The organism is Corynebacterium sp. KPL4072 (genome assembly GCF_037908395.1).
GTDB lineage: Bacteria > Actinomycetota > Actinomycetes > Mycobacteriales > Mycobacteriaceae > Corynebacterium > Corynebacterium kefirresidentii.
This window is the reverse complement of record NZ_JBBMGE010000011.1, coordinates 88,592-95,692: the sequence shown is the minus strand read 5'-3', so window position 1 is coordinate 95,692 and position 7,101 is coordinate 88,592. Positions and strand designations below refer to the sequence as shown.

At 56.3% G+C, this 7,101-nt stretch carries 6 protein-coding genes; 3 read left to right on the top strand and 3 right to left on the bottom strand.

The features are described 5' to 3' along the window. Nucleotides 1–1,477: 1,477 nt before the first annotated feature. Together WMP97_RS11270 and WMP97_RS11265 are read left to right on the top strand one after the other, a co-directional pair. Nucleotides 1,478–2,932, top strand: a complete 1,455-nt coding sequence (locus WMP97_RS11270; RefSeq protein ID WP_340440524.1) for an NlpC/P60 family protein — start codon at nucleotides 1,478–1,480, stop codon at nucleotides 2,930–2,932. A 31-nt stretch (nucleotides 2,933–2,963) separates the two neighbouring features. Beyond that, the gene (locus WMP97_RS11265) at nucleotides 2,964–4,037 is read left to right on the top strand and encodes a ferrochelatase (RefSeq protein WP_239205977.1); all 1,074 of its coding nucleotides are present in this window, start codon (nucleotides 2,964–2,966) and stop codon (nucleotides 4,035–4,037) included. On the opposite strand, the gene WMP97_RS11260 is transcribed toward WMP97_RS11265, so the two are convergent. Beyond that, nucleotides 4,034–4,807, bottom strand: a complete 774-nt coding sequence (locus WMP97_RS11260; RefSeq protein ID WP_301715741.1) for a hypothetical protein — start codon at nucleotides 4,805–4,807, stop codon at nucleotides 4,034–4,036. The genes WMP97_RS11265 and WMP97_RS11260 overlap by 4 nt on opposite strands. Before the next feature lie 33 nt (nucleotides 4,808–4,840). Between WMP97_RS11260 and WMP97_RS11255 the strand changes: the two genes are divergently transcribed. Further along, nucleotides 4,841–5,680, top strand: coding sequence for a DUF3097 domain-containing protein (locus tag WMP97_RS11255; protein WP_086587664.1), 840 nt, complete (start codon nucleotides 4,841–4,843; stop codon nucleotides 5,678–5,680). On the opposite strand, the gene WMP97_RS11250 is transcribed toward WMP97_RS11255, so the two are convergent. Then, entirely contained in the window at nucleotides 5,677–6,255 is a 579-nt protein-coding gene (locus tag WMP97_RS11250) for a MarR family transcriptional regulator (RefSeq protein WP_340440523.1), read from the bottom strand. The genes WMP97_RS11255 and WMP97_RS11250 overlap by 4 nt on opposite strands. 54 nt (nucleotides 6,256–6,309) lie before the next feature. Beyond that, a complete protein-coding gene (locus tag WMP97_RS11245; RefSeq protein ID WP_340440522.1) occupies nucleotides 6,310–7,026 on the bottom strand; it encodes a TVP38/TMEM64 family protein in 717 nt (238 codons plus the stop codon). Nucleotides 7,027–7,101: the final 75 nt, after the last annotated feature.

Sequence of the window (7,101 nt, the reverse complement as noted above, 5' to 3'; positions counted from 1 at the left end):
TTATCGTTTGGGGTGTGGACGGCTTCTAAAAGTGGGGGGCCGATGCTGGGGCCCGTTTCCTTTGACAAAACTATTTGGGGTGGGGGTGAAAGTTGGGGGATGGGCAGGGGAGGGTACAATGTAAACTCTTAGGGGTTGACTCGGGGTGGGGGGTGGTCGATTTGCTTCCATACTGTCCACAGGGGGGCGGTTTGGCGCGCGTGTCCATCCAGTTCGTGCGTGATTAAAATCACAATAACGGGATGGTAACAAAATCATTGCAGGTTAGGTGCTCATGTTGAGTCATGTGAATTAACTTGACTCACGTGAATTGCGGGAAAATTGTGCGAAGCGGGCGTGTCGTGACGTAAGGTTCGGATGTCGACTCAGGGGACATTTCTTGCTTCCTGGGTTCATGGGCTTAGCCTTGACTGTCACGAGAGAACTCGCACGGGTATGTGGGGAAGCACGCCTCGAGCGAATGATGGAACATCGAGTGGCCGTTCTTGGAAGTCAATGAACCGGGCTCCATCGAAAGAGGTTGGGGATGCAAGTTAAAAACTTGAGCGATTGCAATGTTCGAAAAAATTAAACATCAACCCACCTTCCGTTTATGAGGTGAGACGGGTTCATTAGAACTCCACCGTGTGGAACTTTTGGTGCGAATCTTTTGATAGGGCAGAGCGCGAAGCTCAGAGCCACGAAAGGGGTGCACGGATAGGTCCATAGGGTTTGGGTCTAGGAACTCCTGTTCACTCCGCCAGGGCCAGCTTCGTGTGGCCTGTTCATGGTTTGTGGCTGCTTGCCCTCGACGGCTCAGGATTGTTAAAGGGCTAGACCTTTTAGCAAAGCCAGTCGGCGCCGCGGCGAGTTATGCCAGAACCCGTAGAGCAGTTCTCACGGCGCTCAGTGAAATAGAACGTGATCGGGGCATGCGGAATCTTGGGTTGTAAAACGCATCCTGGAACGTATGTCGCAAATACCGCGAACGAGTAAGTGGACTTCGCAGTCATGGAAACTTCTGCTGTGAACAAAGGATATGTGTAGACCTTTTGCGCCAGCCTGTTGATTTTGGGCGGGTAGGCTTTTAATCAATTCAGCCGGATCCAAAGGCGTCTGATTTTCGCTGTTGTGGGGAAACAGTAGCGATTTAAGACAGTCGGCTGGAATGCGATAAAGGTCAGGTTTTCCAGTTACAGCACGAAAAGTCCCTGGACTGTTGGGTGGTCCATAGAAACAACACGCCCGGAGTGAAGTCTCAGCCAATTGAGGCAGTCCATAACCATTTACCCCTCTAGTGTCTACGGGCGCTTGAGAATAGCTTCGCGTACCTATCTTTATTATCTCGAGGCGATTTTCCAGTTACCCCGGTTAGGCATGCGATAACGCCTGCGTTTGTGCGAAAGAGGCAGGCGGGGAGCCCGGGCATTCCTATGCCCGGAAGCGGTGATGGGCACTTCTTAAAGGAACTGTGTGGGTCCAATCTAGGAGTATTTCAGTGGCCACCATTCGCCTTCCGCGCATTCGACATGTTCGCGCTTTCCTTGCTGCAGTAGTAGGTACCGCAGCCGTATCAACTCTTTCTACCGTAGCGCCAGCAGGCGCCGATGATTCACCGGCGGACAATGCTGGTGTAATCCAAGCACACGACTCAGAGCGTGCGGCAATTGACCGCGCGGTTAACAACGCAGACTCTTTGCAGGGGGCTGTTGAGGCTTCGCGTGCAGAGCTAAGTCGAGCGGAAGCTGATGTCGCTGAAGCCGAAGATCGTATCGCTCGGATCCAGAGCCAAATAGAACAAGTTAGCGACGATCCAGGGGCGAATGAAGAGTACCTTGCTAGCCTGCAGGGCGAGTTGGATCAGGCAGACAAAGACAAGCGAGACGCCGAGAATCGTCTGGTGCAAGAGCGTCGAGAGTTAGCACAAAATGAGGCTCGACTGAACGCTACCCAACGGTTTGCGGAGGCAACTTCTGCTCGCCAGCAGGGAGCGCAATCCCAGGCGGCGAACGAAAGTGGTCTTCAGCTCTCTCAGCAGGACACGCTTGATACCGGCCTAAATCCAGTTAATGAGCTTGACAATCAAAAGACTTCCGACGCAGTGACGGTCAGCCCTGAAAACTTGACCGAAGAAATCAAGTCAGAAAACTTTACCGATGAGGTTGTTGGGGAGGGTGCCCCGCAGGTTTCTGCTGACCCGAACGTGTCCAATAATTCGGCAGAGCGAGGTGCTATCAACCAGGGCGGTACCGCTCCGGAAGCTGAATTTGGAAACGCCCTCAATCAGGGTGCTACACCAACGTTCCAGAACGTTGACTTCACAACTGGGTCCTCTGTAAATGATGCGCTCGGACTTGCGAATGATATCGCTGCTGCAGTTGATGAGGACGATGTGCGCACCCTCATGCAAGGCTCATCTGACTTGCTTGGATTGGGAAGCCCGAACACTGCACCCGCTGCTAGCGCTGATGCGCCTGAGGTGGACGAGGTGACGGAGTCTGACGATGCTATTGCGGGCGCAGATGCTGGGCGTGATGCTCAGATTGAGGCCGTCATTTCCCGTGCTGAATCTCAGGTTGGTGTGCCTTATGTTTGGGGCGGCGGCGATAACAATGGTCCTACCGGTGGGCTCCGAGATGGCGGAGTGGCTGACTCTTTCGGTGATTTCAACCAGTCGGGCTTCGATTGCTCTGGCCTCGTAAAGTACGCCTACGCGGCAGCTGGCCTGGACCTGCCTCACTACACTGGCGCACAGTACCAGCAGGGCAAGAAGGTTCCTCGCGACAACGCGAAGCGCGGTGACCTTATCTTCTACGGTCCTGGTGGCAACCAGCACGTAGCTATCTACCTAGGTGACGGCCAAATGATTGAGGCGCCACAGTCTGGTCAGACTGTTTCAGTGGTTCCAGTTCGCTGGGGTGGTGCTACTCCCGACGTCGTGCGCCTTCTCTAATCTCCAACTTTTGGTTGGTATTGTTTAGGGCATGACTGACGCACAACAGAATGCCCAAAACTTCGACGCCCTCCTCGTCCTTTCTTTCGGTGGCCCGGAAGGAAACGAGGAGGTCGTTCCGTTTTTGGAGAACGTTACCCGTGGTCGAGGAATTCCTCGCGAACGGCTTGAAGTGGTGGGTGAGCACTATTATCACTTCGGAGGCGTAAGTCCGCTCAATGCGCTCAACCGTGAAATTATCGAGCATGTCCACGGTGAGCTGAAGAAACGCGGACATAATCTACCGGTTTATTTCGGCAACCGGAATTGGCATCCCTTTGCCAACGAGACCGCGGAACAGATGTCTCGGGACGGTATCCGTAAAGTGGCTGTGTTTGCCACCTCCGCATGGGGTGGGTACTCCGCGTGCCGGCAATATGACGAAGATATTCAGCGTATGCGCGAGCATCTGGCGCAGCAAGGCCTGCCGGAGATTGAATTTACGAAGATTCGTCAATTCTTTGATCATCCGAAATTTGTGGCCGAAATGGCCACTGCCGTAACGGAGGTCTGGGAACAAGTTTCAGCTGATAAGAAGGGGACTACCCGGCTTTTGTTCACCGCGCATTCTGTCCCCGTTGCGCACGATAACGTTGGCGGCGCGGAAGGCGATAAAAACCTCTACTCCCGCCAGGTGGCTGAGGCGGCGCGGTTGGTGGCGTTGCAGGCTGGCATTTCCGATTATGACCTTGTATGGCAGTCACGCTCAGGCAATCCACGCACTCCGTGGCTAGAGCCCGACATTGTTGATCACACCACTGAGATTCACCAGAACGAAGGTGTCGACACGGTTGTGGTTTGCCCAATTGGTTTCATCTCCGACCATATGGAGGTTATTTGGGATCTCGATTCCGAGCTGCAGAAGGCGGCCGAGGATATGGGGGTCAGGGTCGTGCGTACCCGTACTGTAGGCCCGACCCCTCGGTTTGCAGAAATGGTGGTTGACCTTATAGAAGAGCTGGAGCATGGCCGCGAGCAGGAAACCAGCGGGCAGGTGACCGTGCAAGGGTGCACGATCAATGGTGCGCCGTGTGCGGCGGGATGTTGCGATATTTGGTCTCTTTAACGCGCGAACTCTCCGAGTGCATAGGCAACGCCCGTCATGCGGGCCTGCCGGATGTGGCGCCACAAGCGAAGTAATTGCGGGTCAAGGCTGTGATCGTTGATGCGGTCGGTAACCGTTTCGATGATCGCGGCCACTCGGTCGGCGCGGGCGAAGAGTTTGGCTGCTCGGGCCGGCGTTGATTGGGGAAGGCCGGGGGTGTCATAAAAGTCGCTTAAAGTTCCCACGGTGAGGCGGGGGTTGGGCAGTGCTTCAGTGCTATACCCAGTTGCGGCGATAAGGTCAGCGGATTCACTGGTTGCTTGAGCAAGCAGTGCGTCGGCTTCCCCAGGGCTCAGCCAGGCGGGGGCAGGGAGCTGCTGCTTTTCGACGATCACCTGCCACGCGGTGTGGCTGCTATGGATATGAGGTATGAGGACTAAGTTGCGCGTGGGATTATTGGTGCGAACTATGATTGCTCCGGCTGAACTTTGGATAGCTGCGTGATAGGACTCCGATCCTGCGGGTAGGGCAGGGGGCTCTCCCGGCCCGGAAAGCGCGAGGCGTACAACGGGTTCCGCGCGCTCACCGCGCTTCGCGGTAAGTTCAGCGGTCTCTGCGCGCAGCATCGCCAGCACATCGACGAACGGTGCTTCATCCACACTCTCCGGACGCCCGCCTAGTTCCGTAAGAGCATCTAGCAAATCATCGGTGGTTTCGTGTCCCCACAGCCACGAGCCCAGCCAGACAGCGGTGTTTTGTAAAGGTGACCATACTTCGGCGCGCATATCCATGACGAGCCAGTCTAATAGATAGACTAACGGGCCATGAGTTTTGATCCTTATGGCGGAGACATATTTGCTGGCCACTCGCGGTCGAAGCCGCGTCAATATCCTGAGGTGCCAGCTGAGCCCGGAATGGTAGTGGAAGTACGTGGTGACGACTTTGTGGGTGCTGTCATGGGGGTGGATAAGACCGTTTTCGGTGAGGTAGTTCGCCTTGAGGATCGCCACGGTGTGGAACGCGTTTTTAATTTGGTCAAAGGGGGGTTCCTAGTGGAGGGTAAGCCGGTTACGCTTACCCGGTACGTCGAAAAGCAGGCCCCCCGCAAGTCCAACTCCGGTTCCCGCCGCGTAGAAAACGTGGAGGCTAAGGTCGCCGCGCCCTCGCGCATTTGGGTGGAAGGTGTCCACGACGCCGCTATTGTGGAAAAGGTGTGGGGCCACGACCTACGCGTGGAAGGCGTAGTGGTGGAATACCTTGAAGGCCTGGACAATTTGGAAGACCGCTTGGCGGAATTTCAGCCCGGACCCGGCCGCAGGGTAGGTGTGTTGGCTGACCATCTCGTCCAAGGTTCTAAGGAAACCCGGTTAACGGAAACCGTGGGAGAGCATGTCCTAGTCACTGGTCATCCATTCATCGATATTTGGGCAGCGGTGAAGCCGCAGCGCGTGGGATTGCGTGCATGGCCAGAAGTGCCTTATGGCGAGGACTGGAAGACCGGAATTTGCAGGCGCGTGGGTTGGAGCGACCCTAAGGACGGCTGGCGTCATGTGTATAACGCCGTGCATTCTTTCCGTGACTTAGATTCCAGTCTGATTGGCGCGGTAGAGCGGCTCGTGGACTTCGTTACGACGCCCGAACTGAGCAAGTCTGATTTGCTCTAAGGCTGGGTAAGATTGGCGCGCTCAATCAGGTTGACGGCCAACTGCCATCCAGCCAACTCCGCGCTCCAGCCCGCCGCCTGGAGGCGCTGCGACATGGCTTGTTTAGAAATCCCTAGCTCTTCGGCGGCCTCATTTTGGTTCAGCCCAGCACGCACGAGTGAGGTAGCCTCGCGCCCCTCGATGGTGCGCTTGTGCAAAACATAGCCCAGCAGGGCAAAGGTGGCCGCGATATCGCTTGCCTCGGAAGCGCGGCCACGCTTGTTGATCTTGGCGTAGACCTGCCCCATACGGGCGGACTTCCGCAACGCGGCGGAAGCTATTTGGCGTGCCCCTTCCTCATCTTCTTGGTTGCCGGGGCTTATACCGATGCCGATGGCCCAGTCGCCGTCGGCAAGCAAGGCCATGACGACGTCGCAGACGGCCGTTGCTGAATCGACTACGGCGCAAATATCTTCCACGCCAAGCACATGGAACTCTCCAACGCCAGAAAGAGTTGATAGGGCCGACGCAGAACGCTGGACCAACTCTGCACGACGCACGGAACGGCCACGGTAGCGGGCGTGGACAGCAAGCATGGAAAACCTCCCTTTAAGAACCTAATGCGAAATAGTCTACCGCTCGAACTTGACTTACGGGCGAGTGGGAAGTCGCGAATCCATATAAAGCCCGCTCGCTCCAATCGCAGCGAAAACCACCATAGCGAGGACGATGCCGGGAGAGGCATGTCCGGTGAGGGTATCGCCGAAGAACACGCCCAAAGCCGTAGTAGGAATAGAACCGACAAGGGTGGCCAAGGTGAAGTGGCTGAGCTTTACCGGAGTAAGGGCAGCAACGTAGTTCAGGAGGCTAAACGGGACGCCGGCCACCATCCGGAGGGATGCGATGGCCAGCCACCCGCGCCGCTCGAGATGCGCGTTGATTGTGAACACTGCGGGATGGGTCAGGTGCGGGCGGATCCAGGCTCCGAGGAGCTTGCGGACGATAAGAAAGGACAAAGCCGCTGATACCGTCAAGGCGCACAGGGAAAGCGCGAGTCCCTTCCACGGGCCAAATAAGAGTCCTGCGGCTACCGTCCAGAAGGTTCGAGGAAAGGGAAACTGGGTAAATATGACATAACCTAGGGTGAAGATGAAGGGGAACCATGCGCCAAATCGGGTGGAGGCGTCACGCAGGCGAGCCACATCCGGCAGATCGTAAAAATAAAGCACTGCGAGGAGGGCGATTACTGCAGCGAGAACGGCTATCCACCGCTGCACGGTCCACCGCTGGATTGAGCGCCAAGCGGACCGGGCGAGCGAAAGCAGGAAGTGGCCGAAATCGCGCACCCAACTCAGGAATGTGGTCATGGGGAAATCGTAGTCCTTGAGGGAGTGCAGGATAGAAAAATCCGGCGGCTACCTCGTGGTAACCGCCGGATGGTT